Source organism: Bradyrhizobium liaoningense (assembly GCF_018130785.1).
GTDB classification, from domain to species: domain Bacteria; phylum Pseudomonadota; class Alphaproteobacteria; order Rhizobiales; family Xanthobacteraceae; genus Bradyrhizobium; species Bradyrhizobium liaoningense_A.
Genome location: NZ_JAFCJT010000001.1, coordinates 41,443 through 57,524, shown reverse-complemented (window position 1 = coordinate 57,524; position 16,082 = coordinate 41,443). Strand labels below are relative to the sequence as shown.

Below are 16,082 nucleotides of genomic sequence, written 5' to 3'. Positions count from 1 at the left end.
TGCTTCGCTTCGCTCGCAATGACGAGAGAAAAATGAGCAGCCCGACATGCAGTTCGCTCTGAACGAGGATCAGGTCGCGGTTCGCGACATGGCGTTGGCGTTTGCGGCCGAGAAGATCGCGCCGCACGCGTTGCGCTGGGACGAGGAAAAGCATTTCCCCGTCGACGTGATGCGCGAGGCTGCCGCGCTCGGCGTGGGCGGCATCTACATCCGCGAGGATGTCGGTGGTTCCGCGATGACGCGGTTCGACGCGGCGCTGATCTTCGAGGCGCTGGCGACGGGCTGTCCGACCACCTCGGCCTTCATCTCCATCCACAACATGGCGTCCTGGATGATCGATGCCTTCGGCAGCGACACCCAGCGCCACAAATGGTTGCCAAAACTCTGCTCGATGGAGCTGATCGCGAGCTACTGCCTGACCGAGCCGGGGGCCGGCTCCGATGCGGCAGCGCTGCGCACCCGTGCCGTGCGCGACGGCGATCATTACGTCCTCAACGGCCAGAAGCAGTTCATCTCCGGCGCCGGCGGCACGGATCTTCTTGTCGCCATGGTCCGGACTGGCGGTGACGGTGCCGGCGGCGTCTCGACCCTCGTGATCGACGGCAACACGCCCGGCGTCTCCTATGGCGCCAATGAGCGCAAGATGGGCTGGAATGCGCAGCCGACCCGCGCCGTGATGTTCGAGAACGCCCGCGTGCCGGTCGCCAACCGCCTCGGTGAGGAGGGCATCGGCTTCAAGATCGCGATGGCCGGCCTCGACGGCGGCCGCCTCAACATCACCGCATGCTCGCTCGGCGGCGCGCAGACCGCGCTCGACAAGGCGCGCGCCTACATGAAGGAGCGCAAGGCTTTTGGAAAGCGTCTCGACGAATTCCAGGCATTGCAATTCCGGCTCGCCGACATGGCGATCGAGCTCGAGGCCGCGCGCACCTTCCTGTGGCGCGCCGCCGCCGCGCTCGACCGCAAGGACCCCGATGCCACCATGCTCTGCGCCATGGCAAAGCGCTTCGGCACTGATGTCGGCTTCGAGGTCGCCAACCACGCTCTCCAGCTCCACGGCGGTTACGGTTATCTCAGCGAATACGGCATCGAGAAGATCGTGCGCGATCTGCGCGTGCACCAGATTCTCGAAGGCACCAATGAAATCATGCGGCTCATCGTGGCGCGCAAACTGATCGAGGGCGCGCGATGAGCGGAGTGGAAGAGGGCGATCTGGTCGCGCGCGTCGAGGGCGCGGCCGGCGTGATCCGGCTCAACCGTCCGAAGGCGATCAACGCCGTCACGCTGGAGATGTTTCGCGACATCGACAAGGCGCTCGACCGTTTCGAGGCCGATCCCGCCGTTGCCGTGATCCTGCTGGAGGGCTCCGGCGAGCGCGGCCTCTGCGCCGGCGGCGACATCCGCACGCTCTGGGAGAGCTCGAAGGTCAATGGCGACCTCGGCAAGATCCTCTGGCGCGAGGAATACATCCTAAATGCCCGGATCAAGAAGTTCCCAAAGCCTTACGTCGCCTTCATGGACGGCATCGTGATGGGCGGTGGTGTCGGGCTCTCCGCCCATGCCAGCCACCGCGTCGTCACCGATCGCACCAAGCTTGCGATGCCCGAGGTCGGGCTCGGTTTCTTCCCGGATGTTGGCGGCACCTGGCTGTTGTCGCGCTCGCCGGGCGAGATCGGCACTTATTTCGGCCTGACCGGCCAGACCATGAACGGCCCCGACGCGATCCATGCGAAATTCGCGGATGCCGTGGTGCCGGCGGCCAAATGGCCAGGGCTGCGCGAGGCGTTGACGAAGGTTCGCCCCGGCGTGACCGCGTCCGATGTCACCAAGCTCATCAACGGTTTTGCGACCGGTGAGGCCGCGGGGCCGGTCGCTGCAAGAGAGCCTGTTATCGACGCATTATTCGGCTTCGATCGCATGGAGGACATTTTTGCTGCACTCAAGCGCGACGGCTCGGAGTTCGCGCTGGCGACGCTGAAGACGCTCAACGAAAAATCGCCGCGCGGCATGGTGGTGACGCTGAAGCTGCTGCGGCTCGCGCGCACCGCGTCCAGCCTGGAAGAGTGCCTGGTGCGCGAATATCGTGCGGCGCTGGAGGTCTTCCGCAGCGACGATTTCCGCGAAGGCGTGCGCGCGGCCGTGATCGACAAGGACCGCAATCCGAGCTGGTCGCCGCCGCGGATCGGGGATGTGACGCCAGAGATGCTCGCGCCGTATCTCGCCGGGATCGGCGCCGACGAGCTGAAGTTCAGCTAACAACGATTGAAGCGGAGGAAACGAAAATGGCCACGATCGCATTCATCGGTCTCGGCAATATGGGCGGCCCGATGGCTGCCAACCTGGTCAAGGCCGGCCACAAGGTGGTGGCGTTCGACCTCGTCGAGGCTTCGCGCGCGCAAGCCAAGGCGGATGGCGCCGGCATTGCCGATAGCGCCGCGGGCGCGGTGAAGGGTGCCGATGTCGTCGTCACCATGCTGCCGGCCGGCAAGCACGTGCTCGGCGTCTGGAACGAGGTCGTGCCCGCCATGACCAAGGGCGCGCTGATCATCGACAGCTCCACCATCGACGTCGAGAGCGCGCGGCAGGCGCATGCGCTCGCCGCCAAGAACGGCGTGCTCTCGGTCGACGCGCCGGTCTCCGGCGGCACGGGTGGTGCGAAGGGGGCGACGCTTACCTTCATGTGCGGCGGCGAGGAGAGCGCGTTTGCGGCGGCCAAGCCGGTGCTGGAGAAGATGGGCAAGAAGATCGTGCATTGCGGCGGCGCCGGCGCGGGCCAGGCGGCAAAGATTTGCAACAACATGATCCTCGGCATTTCCATGATCGCGGTGAGCGAGGCGTTTGCGCTCGGTGAGAAGCTCGGCCTCTCGCATCAGGCGCTGTTCGACGTCGCCTCGACCTCGTCGGGCCAGTGCTGGTCGCTGACGACCTATTGCCCGGTTCCGGGTCCGGTGCCGACTTCGCCGGCCAACAACGAGTACAAGCCGGGCTTTGCCTCGGCGCTGATGGTGAAGGACCTGACGCTGGCGCAGGACGCCGCCAAGGCTGCGGGCGCGGCGACGCCGCTCGGCAAGCATGCGCAGGAGATCTATCAGTCCTTCGATGCCGCAGGGCAGGGCGGGGTGGATTTTTCCGGAATTATCAAGCACGTTAGGGGGCTAGCCGGGAAAGCCTAATGACGACATTTCAGGACGCGCGCGCGTTTCTGCTAAAACACCGCACGGATTACGAGACAGCGGTCAGAGACTTCCGCTGGCCCGATCCGGTTCCCTTCAACTGGGCGCTCGACTGGTTCGACGAGCTCGCGAAGGATGCGGATGCCAAAGACCGGCCCGCGCTCTGGATTGTCGATGCCGCGCAGGACAAGCAAACGAAGTTGTCCTTTGCGGTGCTCTCGCAGCGCTCCAATCAGGTCGCAAACTTCCTCCGCGCACAGGGCCTGAGGCGCGGAGACCATCTCCTGCTGCTGCTCGGCAATGTGGTTCCGCTGTGGGAGACGATGCTGGCCGCGATGAAGCTCGGCGTCGTTGTGATTCCCGCCACGACGCTGCTCACCGCCGAGGAACTTCGCGATCGGCTCGACCGCGGCAAGGCGAAGGCGGTGGTGGCTGCCGAAGATCAGGTCGCGAAATTCGCAAGCCTTGGTGCCGAGAACATCGTCCGCATCGTGGTGGGCGCGGCCTCCGATGGCTGGCTCGCTTACGGTGAAGCCACGAAGGCCTCCGAGAGTTTTGCACCCGACGGCCCGACCAACGCCGACGACCCCATGCTGCTCTATTTCACCTCGGGTACCACCGCAAAACCAAAGCTCGTGCGGCACAGCCAGCGCAGCTATCCCGTCGGCCATCTCTCCACCATGTACTGGATCGGGCTGAAGCCGGGCGACGTTCATCTCAATATTTCATCGCCCGGCTGGGCCAAGCACGCCTGGAGCTGCTTCTTTGCGCCGTGGAACGCGGGCGCTACTGTGTTCGTGGTCAACCAGCCGCGCTTCGACGCGAAAGGCCTGCTCGCCACCATCGGCCGCTGCGGCGTCACCACGCTGTGCGCGCCGCCGACGGTGTGGCGGCTGTTCATCCAGGAGAACCTGGCCTCGTTCAAGGTCGCGTTGCGCGAAGTCTGCGGCGCCGGTGAGCCGCTCAATCCTGAAGTGATCGATCAGGTGCAGGCCGCTTGGGGCCTGACCATCCGCGACGGCTACGGCCAGACCGAGACTACGGCGCTCGCCGGCAACTCGCCGGGCCAGAAGATCAAGGTCGGCTCGATGGGCCGGCCGCTCCCGGGCTATCGCGTGCAGGTCAGCGACGCTGACGGCCATCCGGCCAAGGAGGGTGAGGTGGCGCTCGTGCTGGGCGCTGACCGTCCCGCCGGCCTGATGCAGGGCTATCAGGGCGACGACGGCAAACTGTCCGGTGCGGAAGGCGAGCTCTATCGCAGCGGCGACGTCGTGTTCAAAGACGAGGATGGCTATCTTACCTTCGTCGGCCGCTCCGACGACGTCTTCAAATCCTCCGACTACCGCATCAGCCCGTTCGAGCTCGAGAGCGTGTTGCTCGAGCATGAGCTCGTCGCAGAAGCCGCGGTGGTGCCGAGCCCGGACCCGATCCGGCTCGCGATCCCCAAGGCCTTCGTGCTGCTGACGTCTGGCGCGGAGCGCTCGCCTGAGACGGCGCTGTCGATTTTCCAGCACCTGCATACGCGGCTTGCACCGTTCAAGCGCATCCGCCGCCTCGAAATCGTCACCGAGCTGCCGAAGACGATCTCTGGCAAAATCCGCCGCGTGCAGCTACGACGGCTGGAGCGCGACGATGATCGCAACGATCCGCTGCGTGGCCGGGAATTCCGCGAGGAGGATTTTCCGGAGTTGCCGAAAACACGGAGTGAGACCTAAGTGAACGAAGTCTGGAAGAAGCCGCCGATCGCGTTGGACGCCTATCAGGCCATGGTCGGCAGGGAGATCGGCGTCTCGTCGTGGCACCTGATCGATCAGCCCCGCATCGACACCTATGCCGACGTGATCGAGGATCACCAGTTCATCCATGTCGACCCGGAGCGCGCGAAGAGGGAGACCGCGTTCGGCGCCACCATCGCGCACGGCTTTCTGACGATGTCGCTGCTGTCGATCATGTCCTACGAGGTGATGCCCGTGATCGCCGGCACCACGATGGGCGTCAATTACGGCTTCGACAAGCTGCGCTTCATCTCGCCCGTCCGCTCCGGCAAGCGCGTCCGCGGCCGTTTTGTGCTGGCGGAAGCCAAGTTGCGCAAGCCGAATGAATTGCAGTCCCGCACCAACGTGACCGTCGAGATCGAAGGCGAGGACAAGCCCGCGCTGGTCGCGGAATGGCTCGGCCTGATCTATTTCGCGTAAGCTGGGCCGTCGTGGCCGGGCTTGACCCGGCCATCCATCGCTGCTCAAAAGCTGACCAAATCGGTGCGCTCGAACCCTCCCCCTTGTGGGAGAGGGTGCCTCGCGGAACGCGAGGCGGGTGAGGGGTCTCTCTCCGCGAACGCATCTGTTGCGAGAGACCCCTCATCCGGCGCTTCGCGCCACCTTCTCCCACAAGGAGAGAAGGAAGAAGAAGCAGGAACTGCACTATGGCAATCAGGTTCGACGGACGCGTCGCCATCGTCACCGGCGCGGGTAATGGCCTCGGACGCGCGCACGCGCTGGGACTGGCCAGCCGCGGCGCCAAGGTCGTCGTCAACGATTTCGGCGGCGCGCGTGACGGCAGCGGCGGCTCGCTGTCGCCGGCCGAAGCCGTGGTCGAGGAGATCCGCAAGGCCGGCGGTACCGCGATGGCCGACGGCGCCGACGTCTCCAATTTCGAGCAGGTCACCGCCATGGTCGAGCGCGCCACCAAGGAGTGGGGCAGCGTCGATCTGATGTGCGCCAATGCCGGCATCCTGCGCGACAAGTCGTTCGGCAAGATGGAAGCGGCCGATTTCCAGAAGGTGCTCGACGTGCACCTCGTCGGCACCTTCTATTGCTGCAAGGCGGCCTGGGCCGGCATGCGCGATCGCAATTATGGCCGCATCGTGCTGACGACGTCGTCCTCCGGCCTCTACGGCAATTTCGGCCAGGCCAATTACGGCGCGGCGAAGTCGGGCATGGTCGGTCTGATGAATGTGCTCGCCGAAGAAGGCCGCAAGAACAACATCCGCGTCAATATCATCTCGCCGACCGCGGCGACCCGCATGACGGAAGAACTGCTGCCGCCGCAGGCGCTGCAACTGATGAAGCCGAACGCGATCACGCCGGCCGTCGAATACATGCTGAGCGAGGACGCGCCCACCCGTACCATCATGGGCGCCGGCGCCGGCTCCTTCGCCGTGATCAAGATTTTGGAGAGCGAAGGCATCAACCTGCCGGAATCCGAATGGACGCCGGACGCGGTCGCCGCGCATTTCGCCGAGATCAGCGACATGTCGAAGGCGAAGGCGTTGCAGGGCGCGTTCGAGCAGACGCAGAAATACGTGGCGCAGGCCGCGGCACGGGCGGGGATCAAGCTCTGACTGACGTCGCCGTCATCGGTGCCGGTCCCGCCGGGCTGATGGCGGCGGAAGCGCTGGCGCACGGCGGCGCCCGCGTCACTGTCTATGATGCGATGCCGTCCGCCGGTCGCAAATTCCTGATGGCCGGCCGTGGCGGGCTCAATCTCACCCATAGCGAGCCGCTGCCGGATTTCATGCCGCGCTATCGCGAGGCGGCGCCGATGCTGCAAGCGGCGATCGCGGCGTTCTCGCCCGATGCGCTCCGCGCCTGGAGCGCTGCGCTGGGAGAGCCGACCTTCGTCGGCAGCAGCGGGCGTGTGTTTCCAAAGGCGTTCAAGGCCTCGCCCTTGCTGCGCGCCTGGCTGCGGCGGCTCGATGCCGCGGGCGTACGGTTTGCCTTTCGTCATCGCTGGAGCGGATGGGACGGTGAGGGGCGGTTGCTATTTCGCACCAACGATGGGCAACGGCCGATCGAAGCCAAGGCCACAGTCCTCGCCCTCGGCGGTGCAAGCTGGCCGCGACTGGGCTCGGACGGCGGCTGGGCCGATATCCTCGCCGCAAAAGGCATTGCCATCTCAAAGCTGCGGCCGGCCAATTCCGGCTTCACGGTCGCATGGTCCGAAGTGTTCCGCGGCCGTTTCGAGGGCCAGCCACTCAAGGGCGTTGCGCTGACGATCGGTCCGCATACGGTGCGCGGCGAAGCGATGATCACGCGCAGCGGCATCGAAGGCGGCGCGATCTATGCGCTGTCGGCGGAGTTGCGCGAGGCGCTGCTGGGCATCGGGCAGGCGCGGCTTACGATCGCATTGCGGCCCGATCTCGACGCCGACGCGCTGACCACGCGGCTGTCAGGGACGCGCGGCAAGCAATCGCTCGCGAATTTCCTGCGCAAGGCGGCGCAAGTGTCGCCGGTTGGCATCGGGCTGATGCAGGAGGCCGCGATCGCATCCGGCCGGCCGCTGGCATCGTTCTCGCCGGCGGAGCTGGCGCATCTGATCAACGCAATTCCGGTTCAGCTCACCGGCGTCGCCCCGATCGATAGGGCGATCTCGACTGCGGGCGGAGTAGGCTTCGACGAGCTCGATGACCACTTCATGATCCGCAAGCTCCCGGGCGTGTTCGCGGCCGGCGAGATGCTGGACTGGGAGGCGCCGACCGGCGGCTACCTGTTGCAGGCGTCGTTTGCGACCGGCGCCGCCGCGGGCAGGGGTGTGTTGGCGTGGCTCGCCCAATCGCAGAAATCGTAGGGTGGGCAAAGGCGCGAAGCGCCGTGCCCACCATCTTTCGCCGTCATGACGAGAAGTCGTGGGCACGCTTCGCTTTGCCCACCCTACGGCAGCTTGCCCCTTACCGCAGCTTCCCCCGCGCCGCCACGGGCAGCGTGCCGATGATCTCTTCGCCGCGCACCATCACGACCTCGTCCATCATGTTGACGACGACGCAAACGTGATTGGGCACGATGCGGACGACGTCGCCGACGTTCGGCCGCGTGTTGCTGCGGGAGAGGTCGAGGAAGCCGTGCTCCTCGGCGAAGCGCGCGATTTTGGCTTCGGGGTGCTCCAGGATCAGGCCGTGGCCGTCGAGGCCGCCGGTGTCCGAGGTCAGCGTCTTGGAGCCGGCGTCGAGAATGCCGCGTTCAGGGGCGGCGCGGCTCACCACGGTCGAATAGATGTGCAGTGCGCAGTCGTCCCAGGTGGCGACGCCTGCGGCGACCTGCATCCGGTCGTTGTAGATATAGGTGCCGAAGCGATGCTCGGTGCCGCCCTTGAGCTTGCCGATGTTCACGAGGTTCGGCGTGCCGCCGGTCGAGACGATCTTTGCATCGAGGCCGTGCGCACGCACACCGGCCAGCGCTTCGTCGTAGAACTTCTGCGCATCTGCCCAGCCGGTCTCGGTTGGGTACATCATGAAGCCTGCGAATTCGAGCCCCTTGCACCCGGCGATCTCGCGGGCCAGCGCAATCGCCTCGGCCGGGGTCTCGACGCCCGCGCGCTTGCGCCCCGTGTCGCATTCGACCACCACCGAGAGCGGACGACCAGAGGCCGCGGCTGCCTTGGGCAGGCCGGCGACGACCGTCGAGTTGTCGGCAGCGACCGTCATGTTGGCCTTCGCCTGCAGCGCGCCGAGCCGCGCCATCTTCTCTTCGCCGAGCAGATTGTAGCTGATCAGGATGTCGTCGATGCCGGCATTGGCCATGATCTCGGCTTCGCCAAGCTTCTGGCAGGTGATGCCCTTGGCGCCAGCCGCAACCTGCATCCTGGCGATGGTCGGGTTCTTGTGCGTCTTGATGTGCGGCCGGTTGGCGACACCTGCGTCGTCGCAGGCCTTCTGGATGCGCGCGATGTTGCGCTCGACCCTGTCCATGTCGATCACGGCGCAGGGCGTGCCATATTCACGGGCGATCTTTGCGGCAAGGGGAGTGGTCATAGGTTATGCCTGTTCAATTTCTTCGCGGAGCATTTCCAGTTCAAGCCAGCGCTCTTCAGCGGCGGACAATTCCTCATGCGCCTTGGCGATGGCTGCTGAGGTGTCGTCGAATTTCTTGCGATCCTTCGCGTAGAGGTTGGGATCGTCGAGCACGCGTTGCAGCTTGGCAATGTCGGTCTGCAACGCTTCCATCTTCTTCGGCAGCGTTTCCAGCGCATGCTTCTCGTTGAAGCTCAGCCGCCGCCTCGTTGCGGCAGCGGGAGCAGCTGGCCGATCCTCTTTCTTCTCCGCGGGGGGTTGGGCCTTCGTCGTCTCGCGCTTGAGGTCAGCACCGCGCTGCGCCAGCATGTCGCTGTAGCCGCCGGCATATTCGGTCCACTTGCCGTTGCCCTCGGGTGCGATCACTGACGTGACGACGCGGTCGAGGAAGTCGCGGTCATGGCTGATCAGGATGACAGTGCCCTCGTAGTCGCCGAGCATGTCTTCGAGCACGTCGAGTGTATCGAGGTCGAGATCGTTGGTCGGCTCGTCCAGCACCAGCAGGTTCGAGGGCTTCGCCAGCGCGCGGGCCAGCATCAGCCGGCCGCGCTCGCCGCCGGAGAGCACCTCGAGCGGTGTGCCGCGCTGCTCCTGCGCGAACAGAAAGTCTTTCATGTAGCCGACGACATGCTTCGGCTTGCCGCCAACCATGATCTGGTCGCCGCGGCCGCCGGTCAGCGCCTCGGCCAGCGTCGATTTGGGATCGAGGCTCTCGCGGTGTTGGTCGAGGGTGGCCATTTCCAGATTGGCCCCGAGCCGTATCGTGCCGGCATCAGGCTCCGCACCGCCGGTGAGCAGGTTGACCAGCGTGGTCTTGCCGGCGCCGTTCGGCCCGACGATGCCGAGCCGGTCGCCGCGCTGGATGCGGGTCGAGAAACTGTCGACGATCACGCGGTCGCCAAAGGCCTTGGTGACGCCTTTGGCCTCGATCACCAGCTTGCCGGACTGCTCCGCTTCAGCGGCCGCGAGATTGGCGCTGCCGGCGGTGCCGCGATAATTGCGCCGCTGGTCGCGCAGTGCGTGCAGATTGCCGAGCCGCTTGACGTTGCGCTTGCGGCGGCCGGAGACGCCATGGCGCAGCCAGTGCTCCTCGTCGACGATCTTGCGGTCGAGCTTGTGCTGGTCGCGCTCTTCTTCCGCGAGCACCTCGTCGCGCCAGCTCTCGAACGAGGCGAAGCCGCGGTCGATCTGCTTGATCTTGCCGCGGTCAAGCCACGCCGTGGAGCGCGAGAGATTGGTGAGGAAGCGGCGGTCATGGCTGATCAGCACCAGCGCGCTGCGGCGGCTGTCGAGCTCCTTTTCCAGCCATTCGATCGTGGAGAGATCCAGATGGTTGGTCGGCTCGTCCAGCAGCAAGATGTCGGGCGAGGGCGCCAGCACGCGTGCCAGCGCGGCACGGCGGGCCTCGCCGCCGGAGACGTTGGCCGGGTTCTCGTTGCCGGTGAGCCCGAGCTGCTCCACGAGGTAGCGCGCCTGGTACGGATCGTCGCCGGGCGCGAGGCCCGCCTCGACATAGGCGAGCGTGGTCCTGTGGTCGCCGAAATCCGGCTCCTGCGGCAGATAGCGAACGGTCGCGCCAGGCTGGACGAAGCGCGTGCCACCGTCGGGCTCGACGAGGCCGGCTGCGATCTTCAGCAGCGTCGACTTGCCCGAGCCGTTGCGGCCGATCAGGCAGACGCGCTCGCCCGGCGCGACGTTGAGCTCGACGCCCGACAGCAGCGGCGTGCCGCCAAAGGTGAGCTTGATGTCTTTGAGTTGGATCAGGGGCGGCGCCATGACTAGCCTTGATTCAAATTCTGGCTCGTCGCGGCCTGGTCGGCACGGCGGCGCTCGATCCGGCGCAGCGTCTGGTCGAGCGCAGAGAGGAACGCGGAGCGGTCGCGCGGCGCGAACGAACGTGGGCCGCCGGTGACCTCGCCGGCCGAACGCAGATCCGTCATCAGGTTGCGCACCGCCAGCGTCATCCCGATCGACTCTTCCGTGAACGGCTTGCCGTTCGGTGCGATCACGTCGGCGCCCGCTTTCACGCAACGGCTCGCCAGCGGAATGTCTGATGTCACGACGACGTCACCCGGCTTGGCCCGCTCCGCGATCCAGTCGTCGGCGGCATCCATGCCGGCGCCCGCTGCAATCCGCTCAATGAGCGGATCTTGGGGCACGCGAATAAAATTGCCGGCAACCACGCTCACGGGCACGCCGTGCCGGAGCGCGACGCGGTAGATCTCGTCCTTCACCGGACAGGCGTCGGCGTCGACATAGATGCGGGTGGGGGTGTCGGTCATTCGCCGCGTGGTTACCCCATTCGGGCCGCAAAGGCGAGGGGATTGACCGGTGTTCCCGGGGGCCTACGATCAACCCTGAAACAACAAGAATTCAGGGAAGGCCCGCCATGCCGAACCGGCTCGAAACCTACCGCGTCGAGGCCTACAACACCGCCAAACAGTCCGAAAACAAGATGCATGACGACACGGTGGCGCGCCGCTTCGGCTTTTCCGGCGGGCTGGTGCCCGGCGTCGACGTCTTCGCCTACATGATGCACGTGCCGGTAGCTCGCTGGGGCCGCGATTTCCTGTCGCGCGGGCTGGTCGAGGCCCGCTTCATCAAGCCGGTCTATGACGGCGAGACCGCCGATGTCGATGCGACCGAGCACAATGGCCTGCTCACGATCGAGGTCTTCAGCCGCACCGAGCTCTGCGCGACCGGAACGGCGTCGTTGCCGGCGGCTGTGCCTACGGTCTCGCTGGGCGGCTATGTCGCGGTCCCCGCCGTGGCCGAGCGCAAGCCGGTCGGTCCGGCGACCTTCGAGACCGGTAAATGGCTGGGCACGATTCCGCGCCGATGGGCCGGGCAGGACGCGACCGATTATCTCGCCGACGTCAGGGAAACCGATCCGATTTTTGCGCGCGAGGGGCTCGGCCATCCCGGCCTGATCCAGCGTGTCATGAACCGCGTGCTGGTCGACAACACCATTCTGGGCCCGTGGATCCATGTCGGCAGCCGCATGCAGCTGCTGTCGGCCGCACGCGCCGGCGACGAGATCACCGCGCGGGCCAAGGTAATCGCGAACTACGAGAAGAAAGGCCACCGCTTCGTCGAGCTCGACGCACTCGTCGTCGCCAACGGCACGACGCCGCTGGCGCATTGCCAGCACACCGCGATCTACCAGCCGCGCGAGCAGGCGGCGGCCTGAATGCCAGTTGAGGTCTCCTTGCGTGCCCTCGTTTGTTTTGCCATAGCCCTTCTTTTGGCGCTCCCTGCGCTCTGCGTCGTGCATGCCGCCGCACCGGTGTCCGATAGCGTGTCGCTCAGCGAGCAGACGGCGACGTGGAGCACCGTCAAGTTCGCCGTCGATGCGGAGAATGGCTTTGTCAGCGGGGCGCTCGACAAGAGCGTGATCGTCGAACGCACTTTCAAATCCTACGTGCTTGAGAATCGATATCTGAAGGTAACGCTCGTGCCCGAATTCGGAGGGCGTATTCTTTCCATGGTCTACAAGCCGACCGGCCACGAGCAGCTTTATCGAACGGAAGTCGGAGTGCCCTACGGCATGAAGGCCGGAAATTTCTACTACGACTGGCTGATGGTGTACGGCGGAATTTTTCCCACGTTCCCGGATGCCGAGCACGGCAAGACGTGGCTGAAGCCGTGGGCTTTCCGGGTGGTGAAGGAGGGCGCCGACGAAGTCACGGTCGTGATGTCGTTCCGGGATGACTTCGACTATTCCGCGCGGCCGAGCAAGTTCAGGGGCGCGACCGGCATTGAGGCGAACTACTACGTCACGCTAAAGGCCGATCGTGCCGCACTCGATGCGCGCGTGGTGCTGAAGAATCCGAGCGACGAGGCTATCCAATACGAGTACTGGACGTGCACGACGCTCGCTCCGGGATCGGAGCCGAAAAATCCCAGGGCGACGGGCGGCGCCGAAATCATCGCGCCGATCCGAACTTTCACGACGCCTGCCTGGTCGACCAGTCTGGCAGACGGCGACGAGAGCGCGGGTATCGGCAGGTGGCGCTTCGAAAACCTGCGTTACTTCAAGAACTGGCCAACGATGGGCATCGCCTATGCTGCGCCAGATATGCAGGGCGGGAATTTCTGGGGCGTCATCAACCATGACAATGCAGAAGGAATTATTCGCATTGCGGACAATACCCTCACGCGGGGCTTGAAAATGTGGACGTGGGGGTTTCCGTCGTTCACCGGCGAAACCGATGCCCGGAAGGATCCGAACGAGTGGCGGCCGTATGTCGAATTATGGGCGGGCGTGTCAGACCAGTTTTTCCACGGCGCAGACTTTCCCGCACGCAGTGAGGTGTCGATTCCGGAAACCTACAGCCCAACCGTCGGCATGAGCAACGTGACGCACGCGAACGAGAAAATCCTGATCAATTTCTCGGCCGAGGCGTCTCGCGCCGTTCTCGAGTTCTTCAGCGTCGAACCGGCCATCCCGCTGCTTGTCACGTTGAAACAGGGTGACACGGCCCTGTTCAGCGGGGTCGTGAGCGCTGATCCGAACAACGGAAATCGTATTTCGGCAGCGATTGCCGACGGCCGCAGCGGGGAAAAGATACGGCTAACGATCACGACGACGGAGGGAAAGGAGTTGATCGCCGCCGAAACGGCGATCAAGTGATCTCTTTCGGAATGCCGGTCGATCCCCCGGCGTTGTCACGATCGCGGAACTCGTCCTACGCCGCGTTCCCCTTGGCATCCTGGATCGCGCGCCACACCCGCTCCGGGGTCAGCGGCATGTCGATGTGCTTGATGCCGTAGTCGGAGAGGGCATCGACCACCGCGTTCACCACCGTCGACAGGCTGCCGGCGCAGCCGGCTTCGCCGCAGCCCTTGCTGCCAAGCGGATTGGTCGTGGCCGGCACCGGATGATCGCCGACCGTCATGTTCGGAACGTCCTCCGCGCGCGGCAGCGCGTAGTCCATCAGCGAGCCCGTGACTGGCTGGCCGCTCTCGTCGTAGCGGACATGCTCCATCAGCGCCTGGCCGATGCCCTGGACGACGCCGCCGTGAAGCTGGCCCGCGACCAGCAGCGGGTTGATCACCGTGCCGAAATCGTTGACGGCGCTGTAGCGCACGATCTGCACCACACCGGTATCAGGGTCGATCTCGACCTCGGCGACGTGGCAGCCGTTCGGGAACGCCGAAGGCACCGGTTCGCTCGTATGGTCGACGTCGAGGCTGTCAGGCACGCCGTCCGGCACCTTGCCGTCATGCAGCTTCCTGGCGAGCTCCATGATGTCGATGCTACGATCGGTGCCGGCAATGGTGAAGCTGCCGTCGGCGAACTCGATGTCGGCCTCGGAGGCCTCCAGCATGTGCGCGGCAGCGCGCTTGCCCTTCTCGATCACGAGCTTGGCGGCGCCCACGATCGCCATGCCGCTCGCGGTGATCGAGCGCGAACCGCCGGTGCCGTTGCCGGTGTGGACGATGTCGCTGTCGCCCTGCACCAGCTTGACGCTGTCGAAGGGGACGCCGAGCTGCTCGCACAGCACCTGCGCGAACGGGGTGGCATGGCCCTGGCCGTAATCGAGCGTGCCGGTGATCAGCTGCACGCTGCCGTCGGCATCGAACACGATCTTACCGAGCTCGGGGCTCGGCGGCGCGGTGACCTCGAGATAGGAGCCGACCGCGATGCCGCGCAGCTTGCCGGCCTTCTTGCTGTCCTTCTTGCGCTTGGCGAAATTCTCGTGGTCGGAGATTTCGAGCGCCTTGTTGAACACGGCCTGGAAGTCGCCGCTGTCATAGGTGACGCCGGAGGAGGCCGGGAACGGCATCTGGTTCGGCTTGATGAAGTTGCGCTTGCGCAAGGTCAGCCGGTTGATGCCCATCTCGTCGGCGGCGCGGTCGATCAGCCGCTCCATGTAGTAGTTCGCCTCGGGCCGGCCGGCGCCGCGGTAGGCGCCCATCAGCGTGGTGTTGGTCAGCACCGTCTTGATGTCGATGCCCATCAGCGGCGTGCGGTAGACGCTCGAAAAGTTCTTGCCGGTGTTGAGCGAGAGCGGTCCCGGCGCGACGCCGGTGATGTAGGCGCCGAGATTGCCGTAACCGGACAGCTTTGCCGCGAGGAAGTTCCCCTCCGCATCGAGCGCCAGCTCGGCATGAATCTTCTGCGCACGGCCATGGCTATCGGAGAGGAAGCTGGTCGAGCGCTCGTCGAGCCACTTCACCGGCTTTCCCAATTCCTTGGCCGCGTACAGGATGCACATGTATTCGGGGTAGTTGACGTTCTTCATGCCGAAGGAGCCGCCGACATTGGCGGTGAGGATACGCACCTTCTCGTTCGGCACTTTCAGGTTCTTGGCGAGGTTGGCGCGGTTGCCCGCAACGCCCTGCGTCGGAATCTGGATGGTGTAGCGCTCGGTCTTCTTGTCGTAGGAGGCGAGCCCCACGCGCGGCTCCATCGAGACCACGGCGACGCGGGTGTTCTCGATGTCGACCTTGGTGACGTGGGCGGCGCTGGCGAAGGCCGCGTTGACCTTGTCCATGTCGCCATAATGGTAGTCGAGCGCGACGTTGTTGGGGATGTGGTCGTAGAGAAGCGGCGCGCCGGGCCTGGCAGCGTCCTCGGGATCGGTCACCGCCGGCAGCGGCTCGATATCGAGCTCGACGGCTTCGGCCGCGTCGCGCGCCTGTGCCAGCGTGTCCGCGACCACGAAGGCGACGGGATCGCCGACGAAGCGGACCTTGTCGGTTGCCAGCGGCTGTCGGTTGGTCTGGAGCAGGGGCGAGCCGTCGCGGCTCTTCAGCGGCAGGCCGCAGGTGAACGGGCCATAGCCGGCGGCGTCGAGGTCCTTGCCGGTCCACACTCCCAGCACGCCCGGCATCGCCCTGGCGGCGTCGGTGCCGATGCCGCGGATGAGTCCGTGGGCATGGGGGGAGCGGACGATCACGGCATGGGCTTGGCCGGGCAGGTTGAAATCGTCGGTGTAGCGGCCCTTGCCGCGCACCAGCGTGTCGTCTTCCTTGCGGCGGACCGGCTGCCCGACACCGTATTTTTGCAGTGCAATAGCGTTTTCGAGCGTCGAGGATTGGGTGTGTTCTTGCATGGAACTGACCTGAAAAGCCGGCATTTGCGCATTTTCGCGGCAGCGGGGGACCGGACCCTGTTC

Annotated in this window: 13 protein-coding genes; 9 read left to right on the top strand and 4 right to left on the bottom strand. The window is 65.4% G+C overall.

Annotated features, from left to right (window positions below; all coding sequences use genetic code 11):
• The first annotated feature begins 46 nt into the window (after window positions 1-46).
• The 7 genes from JQ627_RS00230 to JQ627_RS00200 all read left to right on the top strand — a co-directional run bounded on the left by JQ627_RS00230 (window position 47) and on the right by JQ627_RS00200 (window position 7,739).
• Window positions 47-1,192 (top strand): isobutyryl-CoA dehydrogenase, encoded by a 1,146-nt coding sequence (locus JQ627_RS00230; protein ID WP_212482168.1) that lies wholly within the window; start codon window positions 47-49, stop codon window positions 1,190-1,192.
• A complete protein-coding gene (locus JQ627_RS00225; protein ID WP_212482167.1) occupies window positions 1,189-2,256 on the top strand; it encodes an enoyl-CoA hydratase/isomerase family protein in 1,068 nt (355 codons plus the stop codon). Before JQ627_RS00230 ends, JQ627_RS00225 begins: the two co-directional genes overlap by 4 nt.
• On the top strand, window positions 2,166-3,173 hold the full coding sequence (gene mmsB, locus JQ627_RS00220; protein WP_249142858.1) for a 3-hydroxyisobutyrate dehydrogenase: 1,008 nt from the start codon (window positions 2,166-2,168) through the stop codon (window positions 3,171-3,173). The genes JQ627_RS00225 and mmsB overlap by 91 nt, the downstream gene beginning before the upstream one ends.
• Window positions 3,173-4,888 carry an AMP-binding protein gene (locus JQ627_RS00215; protein WP_212482165.1) on the top strand — a complete coding sequence of 572 codons (1,716 nt, stop codon included), beginning with the start codon at window positions 3,173-3,175 and terminating at the stop codon, window positions 4,886-4,888. Before mmsB ends, JQ627_RS00215 begins: the two co-directional genes overlap by 1 nt.
• Window positions 4,889-5,368, top strand: coding sequence for a MaoC family dehydratase (locus JQ627_RS00210; RefSeq protein ID WP_212482164.1), 480 nt, complete (start codon window positions 4,889-4,891; stop codon window positions 5,366-5,368). It abuts the gene before it with no gap.
• A 227-nt stretch (window positions 5,369-5,595) separates the two neighbouring features.
• Window positions 5,596-6,513 carry an SDR family NAD(P)-dependent oxidoreductase gene (locus JQ627_RS00205; RefSeq protein ID WP_014495942.1) on the top strand — a complete coding sequence of 306 codons (918 nt, stop codon included), beginning with the start codon at window positions 5,596-5,598 and terminating at the stop codon, window positions 6,511-6,513.
• The gene (locus tag JQ627_RS00200; RefSeq protein ID WP_212483119.1) at window positions 6,510-7,739 is read left to right on the top strand and encodes a TIGR03862 family flavoprotein; all 1,230 of its coding nucleotides are present in this window, start codon (window positions 6,510-6,512) and stop codon (window positions 7,737-7,739) included. The genes JQ627_RS00205 and JQ627_RS00200 overlap by 4 nt, the downstream gene beginning before the upstream one ends.
• Window positions 7,740-7,839: 100 nt before the next feature.
• Here the strand turns inward: JQ627_RS00200 and JQ627_RS00195 are convergent, their stop codons facing one another.
• The 3 genes from JQ627_RS00195 to JQ627_RS00185 are packed head-to-tail and all read right to left on the bottom strand — an operon-like array spanning window position 7,840 to window position 11,240.
• Window positions 7,840-8,919 carry a D-TA family PLP-dependent enzyme gene (locus JQ627_RS00195; protein ID WP_212482163.1) on the bottom strand — a complete coding sequence of 360 codons (1,080 nt, stop codon included), beginning with the start codon at window positions 8,917-8,919 and terminating at the stop codon, window positions 7,840-7,842.
• 3 nt (window positions 8,920-8,922) lie between these two features.
• On the bottom strand, window positions 8,923-10,734 hold the full coding sequence (locus JQ627_RS00190) for an ABC-F family ATP-binding cassette domain-containing protein (protein WP_212482162.1): 1,812 nt from the start codon (window positions 10,732-10,734) through the stop codon (window positions 8,923-8,925).
• A 2-nt stretch (window positions 10,735-10,736) separates the two neighbouring features.
• Window positions 10,737-11,240, bottom strand: coding sequence for a YaiI/YqxD family protein (locus tag JQ627_RS00185; RefSeq protein ID WP_212482161.1), 504 nt, complete (start codon window positions 11,238-11,240; stop codon window positions 10,737-10,739).
• A gap of 107 nt (window positions 11,241-11,347) precedes the next feature.
• Here JQ627_RS00185 and JQ627_RS00180 point away from each other — a divergent pair, with 107 nt between their 5' ends.
• Together JQ627_RS00180 and JQ627_RS00175 are read left to right on the top strand one after the other, a co-directional pair.
• Window positions 11,348-12,148, top strand: coding sequence for a hypothetical protein (locus JQ627_RS00180; protein WP_212482160.1), 801 nt, complete (start codon window positions 11,348-11,350; stop codon window positions 12,146-12,148).
• Entirely contained in the window at window positions 12,149-13,591 is a 1,443-nt protein-coding gene (locus JQ627_RS00175; RefSeq protein ID WP_212482159.1) for a DUF5107 domain-containing protein, read from the top strand.
• Window positions 13,592-13,646: 55 nt separating this feature from the next.
• Here JQ627_RS00175 and JQ627_RS00170 read toward each other — a convergent pair whose 3' ends face one another.
• Window positions 13,647-16,019 (bottom strand): xanthine dehydrogenase family protein molybdopterin-binding subunit, encoded by a 2,373-nt coding sequence (locus JQ627_RS00170; protein WP_212482158.1) that lies wholly within the window; start codon window positions 16,017-16,019, stop codon window positions 13,647-13,649.
• Window positions 16,020-16,082: the final 63 nt, after the last annotated feature.

Bases quoted from the DNA above. Each gene is read 5' to 3' on its own strand.
- JQ627_RS00180 (WP_212482160.1), top strand. From the start codon at position 11,348: ATGCCGAACCGGCTCGAAACCTACCGCGTCGAGGCCTACAACACCGCC.
- JQ627_RS00185 (WP_212482161.1), bottom strand. From the start codon at position 11,240: ATGACCGACACCCCCACCCGCATCTATGTCGACGCCGACGCCTGTCCG.
- JQ627_RS00230 (WP_212482168.1), top strand. From the start codon at position 47: ATGCAGTTCGCTCTGAACGAGGATCAGGTCGCGGTTCGCGACATGGCG.
- JQ627_RS00170 (WP_212482158.1), bottom strand. From the start codon at position 16,019: ATGCAAGAACACACCCAATCCTCGACGCTCGAAAACGCTATTGCACTG.
- JQ627_RS00205 (WP_014495942.1), top strand. From the start codon at position 5,596: ATGGCAATCAGGTTCGACGGACGCGTCGCCATCGTCACCGGCGCGGGT.
- JQ627_RS00195 (WP_212482163.1), bottom strand. From the start codon at position 8,919: ATGACCACTCCCCTTGCCGCAAAGATCGCCCGTGAATATGGCACGCCC.
- JQ627_RS00215 (WP_212482165.1), top strand. From the start codon at position 3,173: ATGACGACATTTCAGGACGCGCGCGCGTTTCTGCTAAAACACCGCACG.
- JQ627_RS00225 (WP_212482167.1), top strand. From the start codon at position 1,189: ATGAGCGGAGTGGAAGAGGGCGATCTGGTCGCGCGCGTCGAGGGCGCG.
- JQ627_RS00190 (WP_212482162.1), bottom strand. From the start codon at position 10,734: ATGGCGCCGCCCCTGATCCAACTCAAAGACATCAAGCTCACCTTTGGC.
- JQ627_RS00175 (WP_212482159.1), top strand. From the start codon at position 12,149: ATGCCAGTTGAGGTCTCCTTGCGTGCCCTCGTTTGTTTTGCCATAGCC.